The following is a 19,215-nucleotide window of genomic DNA, read 5'->3' on the forward strand; positions in this document are numbered from 1 at the left end:
ACTCACCGCTTCGCAATCGGCACGTAATCGCGCTCCGTGGCGCCGGTGTAGAGCTGGCGCGGGCGGCCGATCTTCTGGTGCGGATCTTCGATCATTTCCTTCCACTGCGCGATCCAGCCGACGGTGCGGGCGACCGCGAACAGCACGGTGAACATGGTGGTGGGGAAGCCCAGCGCCTTCAGCGTGATGCCCGAATAGAAGTCGACGTTCGGATAGAGTTTCTTCTCGATGAAATACTCGTCGGTCAGCGCGATCTTCTCCAGCTCCATCGCGATGTCGAGCAGCGGATCATCCTTGATGCCGAGCTCGCCCAGCACCTCATGCGCTGTCTTCTGCATGATTTTGGCGCGCGGATCGTAGTTCTTGTAGACGCGATGGCCGAAGCCCATCAGGCGGAACGGGTCGTTCTTGTCCTTGGCGCGGGCGATGAATTCCGGGATGTGGTCGACATGGCCGATCTCGCCCAGCATGTTGAGGGCCGCCTCGTTGGCGCCGCCATGCGCGGGGCCCCAGAGGCAAGCAATGCCGGCCGCGATGCAGGCGAACGGATTGGCGCCCGAAGAGCCGGCGAGGCGAACCGTCGAGGTCGACGCGTTCTGCTCGTGATCGGCGTGCAGGATGAAGATGCGCTCCATGGCGCGCGCCAGCACCGGATTGATCTTGTACTCCTCACACGGCACGGCAAAGCACATGTGCAGGAAGTTGGCGGCGAAATTCAGCTCGTTCTTCGGGTAAATGAAGGGCTGGCCGATGTGGTATTTGTAGGCCATCGCCGCGATCGTCGGCATCTTGGCGATCAGTCGCATGGAGGCGACCATGCGCTGATATGGGTCCGAGATGTCGGTCGAGTCGTGGTAGAAGGCCGACAGCGCGCCGACCACGCCGCACATGACGGCCATCGGATGGGCGTCGCGGCGGAAGCCGGTGAAGAAGCGCGACATCTGCTCATGCACCATGGTGTGGCGCGTCACGCGATAGTCGAAGTCGTCCTTCTGCGCCTTGGTCGGCAATTCGCCGTAGAGCAGGAGATAACAGACCTCGAGGAAGTCGCCGTGCTCGGCGAGCTGGTCGATCGGGTAGCCGCGATGCAGCAGGATGCCGGCGTCGCCGTCGATGAAGGTGATCGCCGACTCGCAGCTTGCCGTCGAGGTGAAACCGGGATCGTAGGTGAAGGCCCCGGTGGTGCTGTACAGCGCGCCGATGTCGATGACGTCGGGCCCGGTCGAGCCGCTTCGCACCTTGAATTCATGCGTCTTGCCGGCGAGCTCGAGCCTTGCGGTCGACTCGCGCGCCTTGCCGCCCGATTCCAGTTTTGTCGCAGCTTCGCTCATTGCAAACTCCTTTATGTTTCCTCATGCCGGCAAGGCAATTCCTGCAAACGACACGTCGAAATCACCGGAATGCGCGAACTTGCCACCGCATTTTAGGAGGTGCGTGCCAGATTGGGCCAAGGTCTAATGTTGCACTGCGAAACACACCTTTCAATGCCAATCTTCTTGGGCCAGTTCGCTCCTAATCGATTTGATCCGCAACCCGCGCCAGGCTCTCCTCACGGCCGAGCACAGCGAGCACATCGAACACGCCGGGCGAGGTGCTGCGGCCGGTGAGCGCGGCTCTCAGCGGTTGAGCCACGGCGCCGAGCTTATGGCCGCCTGCCTGCGCAAAATCGCGAATAGCGGCTTCCGCGGTCGCGGCGCTCCAGTCGCTGGAGATCGCGGCGAGCGCGGCATGGGCGCCGCGCAAAATGGCGCGGGCGTCGCTGCCAAGCAAACCCGCAGCCTTTTCGTCGAGCCGCAAGGGCCGCTCGGCGAACAGGAAGCCGGCTCCATCAACAAGCTCGACCAACGTCTTTGCCCGCTCCTTCAGGCCCGGCATGGCAGCAAGCAGCTGTGCCCGGCGCCTGTCGTCGAGCTTGGCCGCGAGCGCCGGGCCACCCTCGAGATAGGGCAGGGTGGCTACGAAAACATCAAAGAGCGCCTTGTCGTCCATCTTGCGCATATGGACGCCGTTCAGCGCCTCGAGCTTGGCGAAGTCGAACCGGGCGGCGCCCTTGTTGACGTCGCCGATGTCGAACCAGGAGATCATATCCTTGATCGACATCACCTCGTCGTCGCCGTGGCTCCAGCCGAGCCTAGCCAGATAGTTGAGCAGGGCCTCCGGTAGATAGCCCAGGGCGCGATAAGCCTCGACGCCGAGCGCGCCGTGGCGCTTCGACAGCTTGGCGCCGTCGGCGCCATGGATCAGCGGGATGTGCGACATCGACGGCACGGTCCAACCCATGGCGTTGTAGATTACGGTCTGGCGCGCGGCGTTGGTCAGGTGATCGTCGCCGCGGATGATGTGGGTGACGCCCATATCGTGATCGTCGACGACGACGGCATGCATGTAGGTCGGGTTGCCGTCCGAGCGCAGGATGATGAAGTCGTCGAGGTCCTTGTTTGGGAAGCGCACCTCGCCCTGCACGCGGTCGTGCACGACGGTCTCTCCTTCGGTCGGCGCCTTGATGCGGATGGCGCCCTTGACGCCGGGAGGCGCCTCGGAGGGGTCGCGGTCGCGCCACTGGCCATTGTAGCGCGGCGGCAGACCCTTGGCCCGCGCCGCCTCGCGTATCGCCTCCAGCTCGGCAGGCGTCTCATAGCTGAAATAGGCCTTGCCCAGCCGTACGAGCTCCTCTGCCACCTCACGGTGGCGCGGCGCGCGCTCGAACTGCGACACGGCCTCGCCGTCCCATGAGAGGCCGAGCCAGGTCAGTCCGTCAAGAATAGCGGCCGTCGCCGCTTCGGTGGAGCGTTCGCGGTCGGTGTCCTCGATGCGCAGCAGCATCGTGCCGCCCGTGTGCCTGGCGTAGAGCCAGTTGAACAGCGCCGTGCGCGCGCCGCCGATGTGCAAATAGCCGGTGGGCGAGGGGGCAAAGCGGGTGACGACCTTGTCGGACATGGAACTCTCGGAAGAAGCACTGAAGCGGGCATGTTTGCGCGGACTTTCGCGCGGTGGGCGTTCATGTAGCATAGGAGGTCTGGGGCGCAAGGGGCAGACCCGATGGCTGGACGTGGCCGGGGTGCGGAGGAGGGCGAGGAGACGACGGCTGGCGTGAGCGAGCGCCTGCTGTTTGCCGCCATCGTGCCTGCCGAGGCTGTACCGGTTTTGGTTCCAGTCCCGCGTCCGGCCGCCGAAATTTTGCCGCCGGACGGCGATGCTTCGCTGCAAGCTCGTCCGCCGGCAGCCATCGACTTAATCCGCAGGTGGTTCCGCCGTGCCTCGTTTTCCGCGTTTCGCCGGGGTGTGGCCGAGGCAGCCTCCACCGAGCTCGACCGCGGCATCGGCTTCCTGCTGGTGCCGGTGTTCCTGGCCGCCGGCGTGATACTCTATTATTCCTTGAGCGCCGAGCCGGATCTTTACAGACCGATGGCGGCGGTGGCGCTGATGGCTCTCTGCGCGGCCGTTTCGCGTCCCTGGCTGAAGACACACCTGGTCTTTATGGCGGCGTTGTTTTGCGCGCTGGGATTCGTCGCCGCGAAGGTCGAGACCTGGCGCGCCTCTACACCGATGCTCGGCTCCGAAATCCAGACGCGGCTGACAGGCCGCGTCGTCATCGCCGAGGAAATGGCCAATGGCCGCGTCAGGCTAACCATCGATCTCGTCTCGACCGCGCATCCAAAGCTGCGCTACGCGCCGGATCGCGTCAGGCTCTCGGCACGCAGGATCTCGGCCGGCATGAAGGCCGGATCGCTGGTGACGGGTTACGCGCGGCTTCTGCCGCCGACCGGGCCGGTCCGTCCCGAAAGCTATGATTTTTCCTTCGACAGCTATTTTTCCGGCATCGGCGGCAGTGGATTTTTCCTCGGCGACCCGAAACTCATTCCGCCAACCGACCCGATCGCTCAGACGAGCATCGCCTCAGCCATCGAGAACGCGCGCGAAAACATTGCCGATCACATCAGAAGCACCATTGGCGGAGCCGAAGGCGAGATTGCCGCTGCACTGATCGTCGGCGTGCGCGCCGGCATTCCCGAGGACATCAACGAGGCGATGCGGCGGACCGGCATCTATCACATCATCTCGATTTCGGGCCTCCACATGGCGCTGGTCGCCGGCACGGTCATGCTTCTGCTGCGCGGCGCCTTTGCGCTGTTCCCGGATTTTTCGTCACGCCGGCCAGTGAAGAAATATGCCGCGGCAATCGCGCTTATGTCGATCGCCGCCTATCTCGTCATCTCTGGCGTGGTGGTCGCCGCCGAGCGAAGCTTCATCATGCTGGCCGTCATGCTGATCGCCGTGCTTTTCGACCGCGCCGCGCTGACGATGCGCAACTTGGCGATCTCGGCCATCGCCGTCATCCTGGTGTCGCCGCATGAAGTGGTTGGCCCGAGCTTTCAGATGTCGTTCGCGGCAACCGCCGCCCTTGTCGGCGCCTATGCCGGCTGGTCCGACTACCGCGCCGGCAAGGTGAGAGCGCCGCCGGCAAAGCGTTCGTTCCTGCGGTTCATGTCGCACAAACTGGCAGTCGGAGCAGGTGGCGCCGCAATGACGTCGATCATTGCCGGAAGTGCCACGGCGCTGTTTGCCATCTGGCATTTCCAGCGCGTCTCGCCGCTCAGCCTGCTGGCCAATCTCGCGATCATGCCGATCGTCACGATCGTGATGTTTCTCGCCGTCGCCAGCGCGGTCATGATGCCGTTCGGCTTCGACGGGCCCTTCCTCTATTTGATGGGCAACGGCCTGGCGGCGATGATCGCGATCTCGGCTTGGATTTCGGAGTGGTCGCCGGTCGATGCCGTGGGCCTGATCTCGATCCATTCGGTGCTGCTGGCGACGATCGCGCTCGTCATCGCTACGATGGCGACTACGTGGCTCAGGCTGGCCGCAATTCCTTTCGCTGCCGCGGCCGTCATGATCATCCCGCAGGTGCGCACGCCGGACCTGCTGATCTCGGAGGACGCGCATCTGGTGGCGATGCCGATCGGCGGGGGCGAACTCGCCGTCAATCGTGCCCGCTCCAACGAGTTCACCACCGATAACTGGAAACGCGCGCTCAAGGCCGAAACGATCGTGCCGCCGGAGACATTCGCCAAGGGCACGCTGGACTTGGCCGATCCCGTCGACCTGCCGCCTGGATCGCCCTTTTACTGCACGGGCGATCTCTGCATTGGCCGGCATCCATCGGGCGCAATCGTCGCGCTCGCCGAGAACCGTGAAGCTGCCCGGCCTGCCTGCGACTTCGCGGACCTCATCGTCATCAACGACGCCACGGCCTACAATCCCTGCCGCGATCCACGTATCCTCGTCGTCACCAAGCGGCAACTTGCGCGCGACGGCAGTGCCGCTGTCTTCTTCGATCCGCAATCGGCGACGGCGCGAGCAACCATTCAATACGCCGTCGAAAAACCGTACCGCCCTTGGCACGAACAGCGGCGCTACTCGCGTGAGGCCAGGGGGCTGGCGCCTTACAAGAAGCCCGAGAAGCCGGAAGCCAAGCCGCAGCCCCTCAGTAGCGGCGGATGAGCCCGACTAGCTTGCCCTGAACCTTGACGCGATCGGGACCGAAGATGCGCGTCTCATAGGCCGGATTGGCAGCCTCGAGCGCGATGGAGGCGCCCTTGCGGCGGAAGCGCTTCAGCGTCGCCTCCTCGTCGTCGACCAGCGCCACGACGATCTCCCCGGGGCTCGCAGTGCTGGCGTTGCGGATGATGACCGTGTCGCCGTCGAAGATGCCGGCCTCGATCATCGAGTCGCCTTTGACCTCGAGCGCGTAGTGCTCGCCGCCGGCGATCATGTCCGGCGGCACTGTGATCGAATGCGTCTGGTGCTGGATGGCGTCGATCGGCACGCCGGCGGCAATGCGACCCATCACCGGGATAGAGACGGCTGAAACGGCGTCGTCGTCATTGCTGGGCGTCGGCGTGCGGGCGGGCGCCGCGGGTTTGATCTGGCGGCCGAGATTGCCTTGGCCGCCCTGGATGACGCTCGGCGAGAATTTCTTCGCCGCATTGAGGCCGGGCGCGATCGAGTCAGGTAGGCGCAGCACTTCAAGGGCACGCGCCCGGTTCGGCAGCCGGCGAATGAAACCGCGCTCCTCCAGCGCCGTGATCAGGCGGTGGATGCCCGATTTCGAGGCAAGGTCGAGCGCTTCCTTCATCTCGTCGAAAGACGGCGGAATGCCGCTTTCCTTGAGCCGTTCATGGATGAACATCAGCAGTTCATGTTGTTTGCGCGTCAGCATGGCGGCCCCCATGGGTTCTGAAACCAGAATCAGAAAAACAAACCCAGAACAAACACTATCTGTTCCAGTTGTGTTCCGCAACCGTTTAAAGTTTAGTGAATGTGTTGACGTTTTGTTCAGCGTAACATCAGAATGCTGCATTCCTCGCCGGCTTCAGCCGCCGGTGCGAAGGGTTGGCGCACGATCAGGCCATTGGCATCGGCGAGCATCCTCAACATCGAGGAATCCTGGATGCCGAACGGTGTTGCGATCAGCGCCCCCGCATCTTCGCGGACCACGGCGCGCACATAGTCCTGCCTGAGATCGTTGGCGTGCATTGCGGCGCCTAACCGGGCCGTGCGGATTTCCTGCCGGCAGGACCGGCCGCCCAGCCGCGCCAGAAGCGGCTTCAGGAACAGCTGCGAGCAGACCAGGCTTGCGACGGGATTGCCGGGCAGGCCGATGCAGCGAATGTCGCCGAGCCGGCCAAACATCAACGGCTTGCCGGGACGCATGGCGATCTTCCAGAAGTCTAGCTGCATGCCTTCGCCGGTCAGCACGTCGTGGATCAGGTCGTGGTCGCCGACGGAGGCGCCGCCAAGCGTGACGATGACGTCGGCGCCGGCCTTGACCGCCTTCTTGACCAAGGCCGCGATCGCGTCCTTGCGGTCGGCGGCAATGCCGAGGTCGAGCGCGCGCGCGCCGACCGACTGGGCCGTAGCTGTGACGCCATAGGCATTCGACGAGATGATCTGGTCGGGGCCGAGCGCGCTGCCCGGCGGCAGCAATTCGTCGCCGGTGGCGATGATGGCGAGCAGCGGCTGCCGCACCACGTTGAGACTCGGATGGTTGGCCGATGCCGCCAGCGAAAGCGCCGCCGGATCGAGCTGGCGGCCTTTTTCGAGGAGCAGGTCGCCCTCGCAGAAGTCGAGCCCGCGGCGACGGACGTTGCGTCCTTCCGCGGTCGGCTCGGTCACTTCGATGCTGCCGCCGCCGAGATCGCGGACATTCTCCTGGATAACGACGGTATCGGCGCCTTCGGGGAGCGGCGCGCCGGTGAAGATGCGCACGGCCTCGCCCTTGCCGACAGAGCCGGTGAAGCCACGCCCGGCGGGGGCCATGCCGATCACGGAGAGCCGGGCGGGCGCCGAGGCTACGTCGGCGGCCCGTACGGCGTAGCCGTCCATCGCCGACGCATTGAAGGGCGGCTGGGTGCGCAGAGCCACCACGGGGTCGGCCAGGACCCGGCCGGCCGCGTCGGCCAGCGGCACGCTTTCGCCTGGCAGCGCGGTCGCGCCGTCCAACAGGCGTTGGAGCGCCTCGGCGACCGGAAGCAAAGCCATGCTAAGGACCTGCCTTGTAGTCGCCCGACTTGCCGCCGGTCTTCTCGACCAGCCTGATGCCGGAAATCGCCATGGCGCGGTCCGCTGCCTTGGCCATGTCGTAGATGGTGAGGCAGGCGACCGACGCCGCGGTCAGCGCCTCCATTTCCACCCCGGTCTTGCCGGTAACCCTGGCAAGCGCGCTGACCCTCAGGCCAGGGAGCGCGTGGTCGGGCTCGATCTCGACGGACACCTTGGTGAGAAGGAGGGGATGGCAAAGCGGGATGAGCTCATGCGTCTTCTTGGCCGCCATGATGCCGGCGATGCGCGCCGTGCCCAGCACGTCGCCTTTCTTGGCGTCGCCGGCCAGGATCATCTCCAGCGTTTCCGGCTGCATGGTGACCAACCCTTCAGCGATAGCCGTGCGCGTCGTCTCGGCCTTGCCGCCGACATCGACCATGTTGGCTTCGCCTTTGGCGCCGAGATGCGTAAGCGCGGGCATTCTCAGACGGCCTCGGCCGGCGCCTTGCCCGTCAGCAGAAGGGCGGTCGCGGCGGCCACGTCGGCCTGCCGCATCAGGCTTTCGCCAACGAGGAAGGTGCCGATCTTGCTCTTTTCCAGCCGCCGGCAGTCCTGATGGGTGAAAATGCCGCTCTCGCTGACCAGCAGCCGGTCGTCCGGGACCATGGCGGCAAGCCGCTCGGAAACGTCGAGGCTGGTTTCGAAGGTTCTCAAATCGCGGTTGTTGATGCCGATCAGCCGCGACGAGAGGCGAAGCGCGCGTTCCATCTCCTGTTCGTCATGCACCTCGACCAGCGCGTCCATGCCGAGATCGAAGGCCGTGGCTTCCAATTCACTGGCTAAGGCGTCGTCGACGCTCGCCATGATGATGAGGATCGCGTCCGCGCCCCAGGCGCGGGCTTCATGAACCTGATACGGGTCGAAGAGGAAGTCCTTGCGCAGGGCGGGCAGGCTAACGGCGGCGCGCGCTGCGGTCAGAAAGCCGGGCGCGCCCTGGAAGGACGGCGCGTCGGTCAGCACCGAAAGGCAGGCAGCACCGCCTTGCTGGTAGGCCCTGGCGAGCGCCGGCGGGTCGAAGTCGGCGCGGATCAAGCCCCTGGAGGGGCTGGCCTTCTTGATCTCCGCAATCAGCGCGAAGCCGCCGGCCTTACGCTTGGCCTCGAGCGCCGCAAGGAAGCTGCGCGGCGGTTCCGCATCCTTGGCCTTCGCCTTGACCTCGGCAAGCGGCGCGCTGAGCTTCGCGGCGGCGATCTCATCGCGCTTGTAGGCTTCGATCTTGCGCAGGATATCGGACAAAATTCTAACCGTTCGAAATCTCGATGAGCTTGTCGAGCACCGCGAGCGCCCGGCCGCTGTCGATGGCCTGCGCTGCTGCCTCGATGCCATCGCCGAGCGTCGTCGCCTTGCCGGCCACCACCAGCCCGGCGCCGGCATTCATCAGCACGGTGTCGCGATAAGCGCCGGCAGCGCCGCCCAGCATATCGCGCAATGCCCTGGCATTGTAGGCCGCTTCGCCGCCGCGCAGGTCTTCCTTGTTATGCCGCTTCAGTCCGACTGCTTCCGGAGTGAGGGTAAAGGTGCGGATCTCGCCGCCGGCGAGCTCTGCGACCTGCGTCTCGCCCGTGGTGGTGATCTCGTCATAACCGTCGCCGTGCACGACCCAGGCATGATCGGTACCCAGCGCCTTCAGCGTCTCAGCTACCGGCATGATCCATTCGGGCAGGAAGACGCCAACCATCTGCCGGCCGACGCCGGCTGGATTCGACAGCGGCCCGAGCAGATTGAAGATAGTGCGCGTGCCGAGCTCGCCCCGGACAGGACCGACATGCTTCATCGCCGGATGATGCGCTGGCGCGAACATGAAGCCGACGCCGGCCTCCTGGATGCAGCGGCCGATCGTGTCCGGTGCGATGTCGACCTTGACGCCGAGCGCCATCAGCACATCCGCCGCGCCGGTCAGCGAGGACAAGCCGCGATTGCCGTGCTTGGCCACCGGGACACCCGCGGCGGCGATGACGAATGCCGATCCGGTCGAAATGTTGACCGAATGCGAATTGTCGCCGCCGGTGCCGACGATGTCGATGGCGCCGCGCGGGGCTTCGACGCGGAGCATCTTGGCGCGCATCGTGGCGACCGCGCCGGAGATCTCGCTCACGGCCTCGCCACGCACGCGCAACGCCATCAGGAAGCCACCGATTTGCCCCGGCGTCGCGTCGCCCGACATGATGATGTCGAAGGCCTCGCGCGCTTCCTCGAAGGAGAGCGCGGTGCCGGTCGCGACCTTGGCAATATATGTCTTAAGCGCGCTCATCGTGTCTGTGCTTGGGAAACAGCGGCCGGATCGATACGAACGTCATATTGCGACTGCAGCTGCGCCACCAACTGATCGAGCAGGTCGTCGGATATGCCGGCGCTGAAAGATTTCTGCGCGTCTTCCGGGACAGAGCTGCCATCGGCACCGGCAGGTTCGAAGACTTCGGCAACCTTGAACAGGATCTGACCGTCGCCGGTGGGCGAGGGGATCAGGCCCGTGCCGCCTTCGCCGACGCCGAACATGGCCGCCGCGCCCTCCTTGCCGAAATCGGCATCGTCGGCTTCGCGCTTCAGGCCGCGCTTGGTCTGCTTCTCGAGCTTCAGCTCGCCCGCGATCACGTCGAGCGTCGCACCGGCCTTGAGGCGCTTTTCCAACTCCCCGGCCTTGGCGGTGAGCCGCTTGTCGGTCTCGGCCGCGGTCCAGTCGGCCACCACCTTCTGGCGAACCTCCTCCAGCGTGCGGTCGCGCGCCGGCGTGATCGACTGGACTTCATAGAAAACGAAGCCGTTGGCGGCAGTGGTCAGGCCTTCATTCTCGGTGTTCGGCTCGGCCTCGAAGACGGCCTTGATGAGGTCCGCCGATTGCGGCAGGTCGTTGACGATCGTGCCGTCCGGCCGCTGGCCGGTGCGGTCGATGGCGTCGATGGTGACGACCTTGAGCTTTAGCTTGTCGGCCGCCTGGGCAAGCGAGGCACCGGAAGCGCGGGTGTCCTCGTAGCTGTCGTGGACGTCGAGCAGGACGCGGCTTGCCTCGCCGAGCGCAAGATCCTTGCGGATCTGGTCGGACACTTCCGAAAGCGGCTTCACCACCTGCGGCTTGATCTCGGTGACGCGCAAGAGCACCGGGCCGAAGGCGCCCTGAACCACCGGGCTGACCTCATTGACGTTGAGCGAGAAGGCTGCGTCGGCCACCGCCTTGTCGGCGATCTTGTCCTTTGCCAGCGTGCCGAGCACGGTGTCGGCCTGCGTCTTGCCCTCGGCGGTGACGATCTTGTCGAAGGTGGCGCCGGTCTTCAGGGAGTCAAATGCCGCCTTGGCCGCGTCCGGCGTCTTGAACACCAGCTGTTCGATGGTGCGCATTTCGGGTGTCGTATAGCGCGCCTTGTTCTTGTTGTAGTCGTCAGCGACCTGCTGATCGGTCACCGCCGTCGGGTCCATGATGTCCTGCGGCTCAAGCCGGATATAGGAGAATTTGCGGTATTCCGGCGCCGCGTAGTTCTTCTTGTTGGCTTCGAAATAGGTTTTCAGCGCGCTGTCGGACGGCGCCTCGATCGGCTGGACGAGTGTCTTCGGCAGGACGAGATAGTCGATCGTGCGGTCCTCGCCGCGATAGAGCGCGACCGCCTTCAGGAAGGTCTGCGGCGCCTTGAGGCCGTCGGAAATCGCCTCGACGATCTGCTGGCGGACCGCCACCTGCGAGCGGTTCTTCAGATAGTCCTCGGGCCGCATGCCGATCTGGCTCAGCAAATATTCGAAGGTCCTGCGGTCGAACTGGCCGCCTGGACCCTTGAAGGCCGGATCCTCGCGCGTCAGCTCGGCCAGCCGGTCCTTGGAAAGGCCAAGCCCGAGCTTGCGAGCCTGCTCGTCGAGAACGGCGCCGGAGACGAGCTGCGCCAGAACCTGGTTGTCGAGGCCGAGCAGCTTAGCCTGTTCATGCGTGATGCGCTGGCCATATTGCTGCGACAGCAGGTTGATCTGGCGATCGTAGGCGAGGCGGTATTCGTTGATCGAAACCGTGGTGCCGCCGGCGGTAATCACCGAATGATGGCCAGCCAAGCTTCCCGACAGGCGCCCGGAAATACCCCAGACGGCAAAGCTCACCACCAGCAAGGACAGCAAAGCTTTCGCGACCCAGGTGCCCGCCGCGCTTCTCAAAATACCAAGCATGCCCACTTCCGATCTTTGCGCATTTTCGCATGCGCCGACTCTGAAACAAGCGCAATAGCGTCCTTCCGGCCCACTGTCGATTGCTTTGTGGCCCGATTTTGATAGTGAGGGCGCTGCCTTATGTTGCCTGGAGAACTCGACGCCATGACCCCTGGAATCCGTCCGCTCGTTGCCGGCAACTGGAAAATGAACGGCACCAGCGCCTCGCTCAACGAGTTGAGGATGATCGGCAACGGCTTCATGAGCGGCCTCGATGCGGAGACGGAAGCCCTGGTCTGCGTGCCGGCCACCTTGCTTCACCAGGCCGCCGCGATCCTTTCGCGGACACCGGTTCGCGCCGGCGGCGAGGATTGCCATCCCAAGGAGAGCGGCGCCTATACGGGTGAGATTTCGGCCGAGATGCTGAAGGATGCCGGCGCAAGCCATGTCATCGTCGGCCATTCCGAGCGGCGCGAGCAATGCGGCGACGACGATGCGATCGTCAACGCCAAGGCTTCGGCCGCCTGGCGGGCAGGGCTGGTGGCCATCATCTGCATCGGCGAAACGCGCGCCGAGCGTGAAGCCGGCGCGACGCTCGATGTCCTGTCGCGGCAGCTCGACGGTTCCGTGCCGGCGAGCGCCACCGCCGCCAACACCATCATCGCTTACGAGCCCGTCTGGGCCATCGGCACCGGCTTGACGCCGACCGCGGCCGACGTCGCCGAGGCGCATGCCCATATCCGTGGCAAGCTGACGGCGCTGCTCGGCGATGCCGCGGCCAGAATGCGCATTCTCTATGGCGGTTCGGTCAAGCCGTCCAATGCTGTGGAGCTGCTCGGCGTCGAGAATGTCGATGGCGCGCTGGTCGGCGGCGCAAGCCTGAAGGCGGCCGACTTCCTCGCCATTGCCGAAGCCTATATGCACATGTCATAGCCGCAGACGGCGGCAGGGGCGCGGCCCAAATCGTTGCAATGGCCGGATTGCTCCCCATATTCCCGGCCACGGGCTTGGAAATGCCGCCAAAGCATTGTAAGGAGCCGCCTCCAAATCACCGGTCGTATGCGCGGCCGCGCAAGGCCTCGCCAGGATAAATTATGGAAACGGTACTGATCGTCGTTCATCTTATGGTCGTGCTCGCCCTTGTCGGCGTGGTGCTGCTGCAGCGCTCCGAAGGCGGCGGTCTCGGCATTGGTGGCGGTTCCGGTTTCATGACGGCGCGGGGCGCAGCCAACGCGCTTACCCGCGCGACTGCGATCCTGGCCGCGGCTTTCTTCGTGACCTCGCTCGCGCTCTCCATCCTTGCCCGCTACGGCGAGAAGCCGATCGACATCCTCGACAGGGCACCGGCTTCGACCTCGGGCAATGCCGGCAAGGGCGTGCTCAACCAATTGCCGGGCGCCACCGGTCCGGTGGGCAGCTCGCAGCCGGCGGCTCCGGCTGGCGGCACCGCGCCGGCCGCCCCGTCGGGCGGCGCGACGACCACCACGCCGCTGTCGAATGGCGGCACCACCACGGCTCCGGCCACTGCTCCCGCAACACCGGCGCCCGCGAATCCGACCACGCCGCCGGCCGCGAACGGCGTTACATTGCCGGTCACCCCGCAGGTTCCGAACCAGTAGCCGGACAAGCATTGCCGCCGCGATCTGTTGTTCTTTGAACACAGTCGCGGCAAATGCCGCTCGATCACGAAGATTCAACCAAATGTAACACGTCGCTCAGCTTGAGGGTGCGCTGGCTAATCGATTATAGATTGCGCGCGGCACTTTCGGCGTCCTTGGGGGGCGCCGGGCGACGCCGTTGGGCAACTAGCATAGAAAATCGGATCTTCGCCATGCAGCTTCGCAGCTTCATCCTTTTGGGATTCTGTGCCGTATTCGGCATGGGATCCGCGGCCTTTGCCTCACCGGCAAATCTGGCCGCTTCGCCGTCGGTAGAGAAGACCGACGCAATCCCCGTCGCCGCCAAGAGCGACGCATCGCAGCTGAGGCTTCTCAAGAAGAAGAAAAACCCGACTCCGGACGACCTCGCGCAGATCGAAAAGCTCGAGGCCAAGATCGCTGCCGACAAGGAAGCGGCCAAGCAGAAGGCGCTCGAAGCCCGCAAGCTGGCGATGCGCGAGGCGGCCAAGGCCAAGGCGGATGCGGCGCGTCAGGAATGGCTCTCCAAGAAGGGTTCGGCCGCGCCGGCCGAAGTGGCCGATGCGAAGCCCGGGAAGAAGACCGTCAAGATCATCGAACCGATCATGCCCGTGGCGCCGATCGCCTCGCTCCAGGCCGAGGAGCCCATCCCGGCCGACGCGATGAACATCACGGCCACCGGCAACAACGGTGAGTTGCGCAGCGAACAGCCCGGCCAGAAGCGGGCGAGCAGCGGCGGGCTGTTCGCCGGCCTGTTCGGGGGGTCCTCGGTGACCTCAATCAACTATCTGCCGGAGACCCGCGCGCTTGATTCGGCGCTCGCCAAGAAGGATGCCAAGAGGCCGTTCAAGGTGAAGCCGGAGTTCGTGCCGCAGGACGTTGCCTTCACCGGCTATGAGCCCGGGACGATCGTCATCGACACGACTGCTCGCCGTCTCTACCTCGTCGAATCGTTTTCCACCGCGCGCCGCTACGCCATCGCAGTCGGCCGTGAAGGCCTTCAGTTCAAGGGGACGGTGGCCGTCGGCGACAAGCAGGAATGGCCGCGCTGGATCCCGACGCTCGACATGCAGAAGCGCGAGCCGAAGCACTATGGCCAGTACAAGGACGGCATGCCCGGCGGCGGCGAAAACCCGCTCGGCGCGCGCGCCATCTACCTCTATGACGGCAAGAAGGACACGCATCTGCGCATCCACGGCACCATTGCACCGCAGTCGATCGGAACCAGCGCTTCCAACGGCTGCTTCCGCATGATCAACGAGCACGTCATGGATCTCTACAGCCGCGTCAAGATCGGCACCAAGGTCGTTATTATCTAACGCGTTGAAGCAAACTGCCGAAAGGGCGGGCCGGCACCACCGGCCCTTTTTCTTTGATCAAAGCGCGTCGCGTTGAAAGACGCAGGTGCCGCGCTTTCGAGTTTCTGTTCTGATGCCTGCCGTTCTCCCAAAACCACTGCACAGTTTTGGGCGGCATGCTTCAGAGAAATGCCCATCCGGACACGAGCGCCATTTGGGAAAAAGCCTTCGCGGCGGTTTTTTCTCTGGCGGAATCAATCAGGCCGCGTTAAGCGATGACTCCCATGGCGCGATATGTATTCATCACAGGCGGCGTGGTTTCCTCACTCGGAAAAGGCATCGCTGCAGCAGCTCTTGGGGCTCTTCTGCAGGCGCGTGGCTATCGCGCGCGGATCAAGAAGCTCGATCCCTACCTCAATGTCGATCCCGGAACGATGTCGCCGTATCAGCATGGCGAAGTGTTCGTGACGGACGACGGCGCCGAGACCGATCTGGATCTCGGCCATTACGAGCGTTTCACCGGCCGCTCGGCCAACCAGCAGGACAACATCACCACCGGCCGCATCTACAAGAACATCATCGAGCGCGAGCGGCGCGGCGACTATCTCGGCGCGACCGTGCAGGTGATCCCGCACGTCACCGACGAGATCAAGCATTTCGTCCTCGAGGGCAATGACGATTACGACTTTGTGCTGTGCGAGATCGGCGGCACTGTCGGCGACATCGAGGCGATGCCGTTCCTGGAGGCGATTCGCCAGCTCGGCAACGACCTGCCGCGCAACAACGCGGTCTATGTGCATCTCACCCTGATGCCGTACATCCCTACCGCCGGCGAATTGAAGACCAAGCCGACGCAGCATTCTGTCAAGGAATTGCGCGGCATCGGTATCGCGCCTGACATCCTTCTGGTGCGCGCCGACCGGCCGATCCCCAAGGAAGAGCGCCGCAAGCTTTCGCTGTTCTGCAATGTGCGCGAGAGCGCCGTCATCCAGGCGCTCGACGTGCCGCACATCTACGACGTGCCGATGGCGTATCACAAGGAAGGGCTGGATTCCGAGGTGCTCGCCGCCTTCGGCATCGATCCGGCGCCGAAGCCGCGCATGGAGCCCTGGCAGGCGCTCTCCAGCCGCATCCACAATCCGGAAGGCGAGGTGACGATTGCCGTCGTCGGCAAATACACCGGCCTCAAGGACGCCTACAAATCGCTGATCGAGGCGCTGTCGCATGGCGGGCTTGCCAACCGCGTCAAGGTCAAGCTCGACTGGATCGAGAGCGAGATCTTCGAGAAGGAAGACCCGACGCCGTGGCTGGAGAAGGTGCACGGCATCCTCGTTCCCGGCGGTTTCGGCGAGCGCGGATCCGAGGGCAAGATCCTGGCCGCGAAGTTCGCGCGCGAGCGCAAGGTGCCTTACTTCGGCATTTGCTTCGGCATGCAGATGGCCTGCATCGAGGCTGCGCGGTCGCTCGCCGGCGTCGAGCATGCCTCTTCCACCGAATTCGGCCCGACCGAGGAGCCGGTGGTCGGCCTGATGACGGAATGGCTGAAGGGCAACATGCTGGAGAAGCGCAGGGCTACCGGCGATCTCGGCGGCACCATGCGCCTCGGCGCTTATCAAGCCGACCTCGCCAAGGGATCGAAGATCGCCGAGATCTACGGCGACACGCAGATCTCCGAGCGCCACCGGCACCGCTACGAGGTGAACATCGACTACAAGCAGCGGCTTGAGGATTGTGGCCTGGTCTTTGCCGGCATGTCGCCAGACGGGGTGCTGCCGGAGACGGTGGAATATCCCGACCATCCCTGGTTCATCGGCGTGCAGTACCACCCTGAACTGAAGAGCCGCCCGCTCGAGCCGCACCCGCTGTTCGCAAGCTTCATCGAAGCGGCGGTGGAGCAGTCGCGGCTGGTCTGAACGATCGGCCGGCGACCATGCGAACTTACGTCGCGCTGCTCTACAGCATCATCCTGGGCGAGGGGCGGCGCGTTGTCATGTCCGAGCTCAAGGCGATGGCCGAAGCCATCGGGCTGAAAAACGTCCGCACGCTGGTCGCCACGGGTAATCTGGTCTTCGAGGCGCGGACGGCCAGCGTTTCCGGTCTCGAACGGCGGCTGGAAAAGGCCTTCGAAGAGACTTTCGGCCGCCATGTCGATATCATCGTGCGCGGCTCAGAAGACTGGCTGAAGCTTGCTGCCGCCAATCCGTTCCCGGACGAATCGGCAAAAGCCGGCGATCAGGTCGCGGTGCGGGTGATGCGCCGGCCGGCGCCTGAAGAAGCCGCAGCGGCTCTTACAGCCTATGCCGCCGCGGACGAGAAGGTGCTGTCGGTCGACGGCGATATTTGGGTCGTCTTTTCGCGCGAGCGGCCAAGCTCGCGGCTGCTCGCCGCAGCAAACCACAAGCGCATGGGGATCGGCACATCGCGCAACTGGAACACGGTGCGCAGACTGTCCGAGATGGTCGCCAAATAGGTTGAAATAAGGGTGGCTTTCGCCGCCCCGACTACTCAAGTCCCAACCCTCCGCGCCGGAGCAGGGCGAATCCGATTCCTCGATCGTTCACCGAAATCTGAGGCAGGCGACCGTTCCGATGAAAGGCCGCTGAGAACCACCTTCACGCAATCTGGAGATGATTCTCCTTTCGAGAAGCTGGCGCAAAACGGGAGATTTGATAAGGTTTGCTCAAGTCTACATGTCAGGGGGCATCGTGAGTTTGTGAGCAAGTCTCAGCCAGGCTTACAAGTGCCTAGCCGCAAAGCATTGCCTGAGCTGCTCGCGCTCGTGCAGCCGACGATCGTTATTCTTGCGATTCTTGCTGCCTGGGCCCTGACCGTCGGGCCAACGGAGGCTCAGACGATCTCCGATCAAATTGGTTCGGTGGTGTCAGATCAGAACGAAATCATCCGGCGCTACTCGGCCCCGCGAAAGCCCGGCACGATCGATCTTTCGGTTTCCGATGCCCGCAAGGAAACTCCGCCCGCCGCGGCTCGAAAAATAAAGTTCATATTGCGATCGGTAACCGTTCGAGGCGCCGTCACGGTCCCAAATGAAACACTTCGAGCTGCCTGGGCCGGGGATCTGAACAAAAGGATCAGCCTCGCAGAAGTCTACGCGATCGCGGAGAGGATCGACGCCATCTACCAGCGGGAAGGATATTTCTCGTGGGCGGTCGTGCCCAAGCAGGACGTCTCTTCCGGTAACGTGGTCATCATTCTGTATGAATCCTACGTGCGAAAGGTCACCATCAAGAGTGCCGTGCCCAACGTCGAGGAACGTCTGCGGCCCTATATCGATCGCATCGTCGCCATGCGTCCGATCCGCATCAAGGAAGCCGAGCGCGTACTGCTGTTGATGAGCGACCTTGCCGGCCTGACGATTGAAGGCGTCTTCACGCGTCCCGAAACGCCCTCGGCGGGCGGGGATCTGAAGTTGGACATCAGCTTCAACCGTGCCAGCGCAACAGGGATATTCGATAATTTTGGCAGCGACGCGGTCGGTCCGTACCAGCTGACCGGCACCGGTACCTTAAACGATGCGCTGAGGCTGTTTGAGGCGACGAAAATCGTTGGGGTCACCATTCCCGCCAGCCCGGACGAGCTCAAATTCGTCCTGGGCTCGCAGGATGTTCCGGTAGGGTATGACGGATTGCATGTGGGCTACAGCCTCGGCCATGTATCTTCCGAACCCGGCGGCGATCTCGGGCCTCTCGAACTCGATATTCAGTCGACCTTCGGGACAGTCTATGCCAACTACCCCTTCCTGCGGACAATCAATCATAGTCTTTTTGGCCGGATTGAACTGAACTTCAAAGACAACTCGCTGGACGCAAGCGGGCAAAGGGCGACGGACGAAGACCTGCGGTGGCTGGCAACGTCCCTGAACTATATCGGCGAGCTGGACAAGGGCGCCATTTCGTTGACCGGCACTTTCGGCCAAGGTCTCGACGCCCTCGGCGCGAGCGACAGCAGCAACCCCCATGCGCCGCGTGAAGGCGTTCCCGACGACTATCGGTTTTTCCGCGCCGATCTCGACCTGCGCAAGGAGATCGTCTCGATGACCACCATTCGTCTTCGCGTCGCTGCCCAGTATGCGCCCACGGTGCTTCCATCGGCGGTGCAACTCGTGCTCGGCGGCGATCCCTATGGGCTGGCCTTCGACGGCTCGGCGGCTTCCGGCGACAGTGGGATAGCCTCCGCGCTGGAACTGGGGCGAAACATCCAACTCCCGGAATCTTCGCCTTTCTCGAATTTGAACGTGTTTGCCTTCGTCGACTATGGCGCGATCTGGAACCACGACACGGGCGTGGATTACACCGAGGCAGAACTGGGCTCGGCCGGGGTGGGGGTGGCAGCTTCTTTCGGACAACACCTCAATGCAAGGGCGATAGTCGCAATACCGTTCCAAGACAGCCAAGAGCTGGCCGATACCGGCACGCGATTCCTGTTCCAACTCATCGGTTCATATTAGAGCGATGCCGGGAAAGCCCGACACAGAGTTCCGCCGTGCTTCAGGAGACGGAGCGGCTCACAACGAGTGAGCCACTGCAAAATTGTCGAGCCGT

The 19,215-nt window shown here is 63.9% G+C and carries 15 protein-coding genes; 7 read left to right on the top strand and 8 right to left on the bottom strand.

The annotated features are described in order from the left end of the window. Positions 1–2: 2 nt before the first annotated feature. Together gltA and gltX are read right to left on the bottom strand one after the other, a co-directional pair. Entirely contained in the window at positions 3–1,331 is a 1,329-nt protein-coding gene (gene gltA / locus CK215_RS03290) for a citrate synthase (RefSeq protein WP_095777720.1), read from the bottom strand. Positions 1,332–1,512: 181 nt separating this feature from the next. Continuing rightward, positions 1,513–2,937 (bottom strand): glutamate--tRNA ligase, encoded by a 1,425-nt coding sequence (gene gltX, locus CK215_RS03295; RefSeq protein WP_095830057.1) that lies wholly within the window; start codon positions 2,935–2,937, stop codon positions 1,513–1,515. Between the two features lie 102 nt (positions 2,938–3,039). Here gltX and CK215_RS03300 point away from each other — a divergent pair, with 102 nt between their 5' ends. Further along, complete coding sequence (locus tag CK215_RS03300) at positions 3,040–5,502, top strand: ComEC/Rec2 family competence protein (RefSeq protein ID WP_095830058.1); 2,463 nt, start codon at positions 3,040–3,042, stop codon at positions 5,500–5,502. On the opposite strand, the gene lexA is transcribed toward CK215_RS03300, so the two are convergent. The 6 genes from lexA to CK215_RS03330 form a co-directional block, all read right to left on the bottom strand. Next, on the bottom strand, positions 5,486–6,220 hold the full coding sequence (lexA, locus tag CK215_RS03305) for a transcriptional repressor LexA (RefSeq protein ID WP_066992799.1): 735 nt from the start codon (positions 6,218–6,220) through the stop codon (positions 5,486–5,488). The two genes, CK215_RS03300 and lexA, sit on opposite strands and share 17 nt — an antisense overlap. A gap of 116 nt (positions 6,221–6,336) precedes the next feature. Next, entirely contained in the window at positions 6,337–7,542 is a 1,206-nt protein-coding gene (gene glp, locus CK215_RS03310) for a gephyrin-like molybdotransferase Glp (RefSeq protein ID WP_095830059.1), read from the bottom strand. A gap of 1 nt (position 7,543) precedes the next feature. After that, positions 7,544–8,023 (bottom strand): cyclic pyranopterin monophosphate synthase MoaC, encoded by a 480-nt coding sequence (gene moaC / locus CK215_RS03315; protein WP_095830060.1) that lies wholly within the window; start codon positions 8,021–8,023, stop codon positions 7,544–7,546. Between the two features lie 2 nt (positions 8,024–8,025). Beyond that, positions 8,026–8,841, bottom strand: a complete 816-nt coding sequence (gene trpC / locus CK215_RS03320) for an indole-3-glycerol phosphate synthase TrpC (protein WP_170950217.1) — start codon at positions 8,839–8,841, stop codon at positions 8,026–8,028. Position 8,842: 1 nt separating this feature from the next. Then, positions 8,843–9,853: an anthranilate phosphoribosyltransferase gene (gene trpD, locus CK215_RS03325; RefSeq protein WP_095830061.1), complete on the bottom strand. Its 1,011-nt coding sequence runs from the start codon at positions 9,851–9,853 to the stop codon at positions 8,843–8,845. Continuing rightward, positions 9,850–11,742, bottom strand: a complete 1,893-nt coding sequence (locus CK215_RS03330; protein ID WP_066992686.1) for a peptidyl-prolyl cis-trans isomerase — start codon at positions 11,740–11,742, stop codon at positions 9,850–9,852. Before CK215_RS03330 ends, trpD begins: the two co-directional genes overlap by 4 nt. Before the next feature lie 144 nt (positions 11,743–11,886). Between CK215_RS03330 and tpiA the strand changes: the two genes are divergently transcribed. The 6 genes from tpiA (at position 11,887) to CK215_RS03360 (ending at position 19,121) form a co-directional block, all read left to right on the top strand. After that, positions 11,887–12,654 carry a triose-phosphate isomerase gene (tpiA, locus tag CK215_RS03335; protein ID WP_095830184.1) on the top strand — a complete coding sequence of 256 codons (768 nt, stop codon included), beginning with the start codon at positions 11,887–11,889 and terminating at the stop codon, positions 12,652–12,654. A gap of 161 nt (positions 12,655–12,815) precedes the next feature. Beyond that, positions 12,816–13,340, top strand: a complete 525-nt coding sequence (secG, locus tag CK215_RS03340; protein WP_095830062.1) for a preprotein translocase subunit SecG — start codon at positions 12,816–12,818, stop codon at positions 13,338–13,340. 212 nt (positions 13,341–13,552) lie between these two features. After that, a complete protein-coding gene (locus CK215_RS03345; protein ID WP_095777712.1) occupies positions 13,553–14,677 on the top strand; it encodes a L,D-transpeptidase in 1,125 nt (374 codons plus the stop codon). Positions 14,678–14,931: 254 nt separating this feature from the next. Beyond that, positions 14,932–16,569 (top strand): CTP synthase, encoded by a 1,638-nt coding sequence (locus CK215_RS03350; protein WP_082953678.1) that lies wholly within the window; start codon positions 14,932–14,934, stop codon positions 16,567–16,569. A 17-nt stretch (positions 16,570–16,586) separates the two neighbouring features. Beyond that, a complete protein-coding gene (locus tag CK215_RS03355) occupies positions 16,587–17,126 on the top strand; it encodes a DUF1697 domain-containing protein (protein WP_095830063.1) in 540 nt (179 codons plus the stop codon). 288 nt (positions 17,127–17,414) lie between these two features. Beyond that, positions 17,415–19,121, top strand: a complete 1,707-nt coding sequence (locus tag CK215_RS03360) for a ShlB/FhaC/HecB family hemolysin secretion/activation protein (protein ID WP_095830064.1) — start codon at positions 17,415–17,417, stop codon at positions 19,119–19,121. Positions 19,122–19,215 lie beyond the last annotated feature (94 nt).

The sequence above is a fragment of the Mesorhizobium sp. WSM3864 genome, from assembly GCF_002294955.1.
Lineage (GTDB): Bacteria > Pseudomonadota > Alphaproteobacteria > Rhizobiales > Rhizobiaceae > Mesorhizobium.

What these genes read in the sequence shown, in the direction of transcription:
- gltA (WP_095777720.1), bottom strand. Translation starts at nt 1,331, where the DNA reads ATGAGCGAAGCTGCGACAAAACTGGAATCGGGCGGCAAGGCGCGCGAG.
- gltX (WP_095830057.1), bottom strand. Translation starts at nt 2,937, where the DNA reads ATGTCCGACAAGGTCGTCACCCGCTTTGCCCCCTCGCCCACCGGCTAT.
- CK215_RS03300 (WP_095830058.1), top strand. Translation starts at nt 3,040, where the DNA reads ATGGCTGGACGTGGCCGGGGTGCGGAGGAGGGCGAGGAGACGACGGCT.
- lexA (WP_066992799.1), bottom strand. Translation starts at nt 6,220, where the DNA reads ATGCTGACGCGCAAACAACATGAACTGCTGATGTTCATCCATGAACGG.
- glp (WP_095830059.1), bottom strand. Translation starts at nt 7,542, where the DNA reads ATGGCTTTGCTTCCGGTCGCCGAGGCGCTCCAACGCCTGTTGGACGGC.
- moaC (WP_095830060.1), bottom strand. Translation starts at nt 8,023, where the DNA reads ATGCCCGCGCTTACGCATCTCGGCGCCAAAGGCGAAGCCAACATGGTC.
- trpD (WP_095830061.1), bottom strand. Translation starts at nt 9,853, where the DNA reads ATGAGCGCGCTTAAGACATATATTGCCAAGGTCGCGACCGGCACCGCG.
- CK215_RS03330 (WP_066992686.1), bottom strand. Translation starts at nt 11,742, where the DNA reads ATGCTTGGTATTTTGAGAAGCGCGGCGGGCACCTGGGTCGCGAAAGCT.
- tpiA (WP_095830184.1), top strand. Translation starts at nt 11,887, where the DNA reads ATGACCCCTGGAATCCGTCCGCTCGTTGCCGGCAACTGGAAAATGAAC.
- secG (WP_095830062.1), top strand. Translation starts at nt 12,816, where the DNA reads ATGGAAACGGTACTGATCGTCGTTCATCTTATGGTCGTGCTCGCCCTT.
- CK215_RS03345 (WP_095777712.1), top strand. Translation starts at nt 13,553, where the DNA reads ATGCAGCTTCGCAGCTTCATCCTTTTGGGATTCTGTGCCGTATTCGGC.
- CK215_RS03350 (WP_082953678.1), top strand. Translation starts at nt 14,932, where the DNA reads ATGACTCCCATGGCGCGATATGTATTCATCACAGGCGGCGTGGTTTCC.
- CK215_RS03355 (WP_095830063.1), top strand. Translation starts at nt 16,587, where the DNA reads ATGCGAACTTACGTCGCGCTGCTCTACAGCATCATCCTGGGCGAGGGG.